Source organism: Megasphaera sp. DJF_B143 (genome assembly GCF_900320625.1).
In the GTDB taxonomy this organism is placed as follows: domain Bacteria; phylum Bacillota; class Negativicutes; order Veillonellales; family Megasphaeraceae; genus Megasphaera; species Megasphaera hexanoica.
On record NZ_ONTA01000211.1, the window covers coordinates 1 to 2,372 of the forward strand.

Genomic DNA, 2,372 nt, shown 5'->3' on the forward strand with positions numbered 1-2,372 from the left:
ACTGGCTCCGGATTATGACTATATCCTCATTGATTGTCCGCCAGGGCGCGGGAAAGCTTACAAATATGCCGTAGCGATCGCCGACAAAATCCTCTTTGTCGTCGAACCGTCCTGGTCTTCCATCCGTGATGCATCCCGGGTCATGCAGTTCTGTAATAAGCATAAACAGTTCCATTATGCGGCGCTGCTCAATAATTTTTACGGCCATTCCGATGGTTTTGTCTCTGCTGATGAAGCATTGGAATCATTGCCGGCAGAGCATGTTGCCGGTATCCTTCCCCATGACCGTGCAATCAACCGGCTGGCCCAGGAAGGGGATATGATCCATATGGATGAAGGCCTTCCTTTTTACCAGGCCATGGAGCGGACCACAGCCTATCTTACGGAAAACGAACCTGTCCCTGTCGCGGAGCTCATAGCCGGCCTGCCTCATGAGGAAAATGCAATGCCTGCAGCAGGGGAAGGGAAGACAGGAGAAATTGCAATATGCGATGAGAGCACAGGCGTGGACGAAGCTATTCCTGCCGGCGCAGTGGAAGAACTGGCAAAGGCCGCGGCCCACGTTATCCCCGGGTGCAGAAACATGGTGGATGGACTGGAAACAGTCCCGCAGGAACAGGAGGATGGGGCTTCTGAAAACGGCGGTCCCGGGATAGAGACGATCAGTGACGAGAATCAGCCTGTCCCTTCCCCGATGCGCATATCATTGAAGCAGCGGCGCAGCCAGTCCCGCATGTGGCGTCAGTACCGCCGATAGGAGTCAGTAAGAATGTTTAAAAGAGAATGGAAAAATTTAGATAAAGTCATGTTATTTTCGACAATCCTGATTGTCTGCTGCAGTCTGTGTATCATTGGCAGTGCAACTCACATAAACAAAGGGGTCATCAATTACGATTTCGTGGCCAAGCAGGGCGGGGCATTCGTGCTGAATCTCCTGATAGTCCTGTTTTTCAGCCGCTTTGATTACACACGGCTGAAGCTTTTTGCCAAGCCTCTCTATGTGCTGAATCTGCTCATCCTGCTGGCGGTCATGTTCGTCGGTACATCGGCCCTGGGGGCGCAGCGCTGGATCCAGGTCGGCCCGATTACCATCCAGCCGTCGGAATTTTCCAAGCTGATTATGATCATCTGCACGGCAGCCTTGTTATCCAATAAAGTAGATAAACTGAATTCTTTTAAAAGCCTGCTTCCTATCGGTCTGTTTGTCGGGATTCCCTTCCTGCTGGTACTGAAACAGCCAGACCTGGGGACCAGCCTGGTATTTCTGGCTATTACTTTTGGCATGCTCTTTGTTTCCAATGTCAAAATGTCCCTGCTGCGGAATATCTTTGCCGCCGGCGTCGTTCTGGCGCCGATAGGATGGCATTTCATGAAAGATTATCAGAAATCCCGTATTCTCGTCTTCCTCGATCCCAATGCCGATCCGTTTGGTGCCGGATATCATATCATCCAGTCCAAAATCGCCATTGGTTCCGGTGAATTATTTGGCAAAGGCCTCTTCCAGGGGACCCAGAGCCAGCTGAATTTCCTGCCGGAAAACCACACGGACTTTATCTTTTCAGTCATTGGGGAAGAACTGGGCTTTATGGGCTGTATCGTCATTTTATTCTTATATTTCCTGCTCGTCTACCGGGGACTTGTCACGGCTAAAGAGTGCAAAGACCCCTTTGGCATGCTTCTGGCAACGGGGATTGTTTCCATGTGGGCCTTCCAGATACTGGTCAATGTAGGTATGACCTGCGGTATCATGCCTGTCACGGGGATTCCGCTGCCATTCATGAGTTATGGTGTCAGTGCCCTGACGACGAACATGCTGGCTATGGGCCTGTTGATGAGTATTTACATGCGGCAGCAGACGATGATTTTCTGATGCCGGTCTGCACCTGATAGGAGGTTTCTCTTTGTCACGAACTGTTGTAATCGATCCTGTCCTGCTGAGCAAAGTCAGTAAACCCGCCCGCTACGTGGGAGGAGAATGGAATAGTGTCGTAAAAAATCATGAAGACGTCAAACTGACGGTAGCCTATTGTTTCCCCGATGTGTATGAAGTGGCCATGAGCCATCTGGGACTGCGCATCCTCTATGCCCTGCTCAACGAACGGCAGGACGTGGCGGCTGAACGGGTCTATGCCCCCTGGCCGGATATGGAAGAGCTCATGCGCAGTAAAGGATATCCGCTTTTTTCACTGGAAACGAAGACGCCGGTCATTGATTTTGACTTCGTAGGATTTACACTGCAATATGAAATGAGCTTTACCAATATCCTCAATATGATGGATCTGGCAGGAATCCCACTGTTTTCCCGGGACCGGGGAGAAGACATGCCTCTCGTCGTTGCCGGAGGCCCTTGTGCCTATAATGCCGAACCACTG

At 51.0% G+C, this 2,372-nt stretch carries 2 protein-coding genes and 1 pseudogene; all 3 read left to right on the forward strand.

Going from position 1 to position 2,372, the window contains the following annotated elements; genetic code table 11:
* Window positions 1–757: AAA family ATPase (locus DBO31_RS06445; protein WP_159897797.1), on the forward strand; the 757-nt coding region annotated here is incomplete at its 5' end.
* A gap of 12 nt (window positions 758–769) precedes the next feature.
* Window positions 770–1,870, forward strand: coding sequence for a rod shape-determining protein RodA (gene rodA, locus DBO31_RS06450; protein WP_059075899.1), 1,101 nt, complete (start codon window positions 770–772; stop codon window positions 1,868–1,870).
* A gap of 31 nt (window positions 1,871–1,901) precedes the next feature.
* Window positions 1,902–2,372, forward strand: a pseudogene (locus tag DBO31_RS06455) (B12-binding domain-containing radical SAM protein); the annotation flags it as partial.

Excerpts from the sequence above, each read along its gene's own strand:
- rodA (WP_059075899.1), top strand. The coding sequence starts at position 770 with ATGTTTAAAAGAGAATGGAAAAATTTAGATAAAGTCATGTTATTTTCG.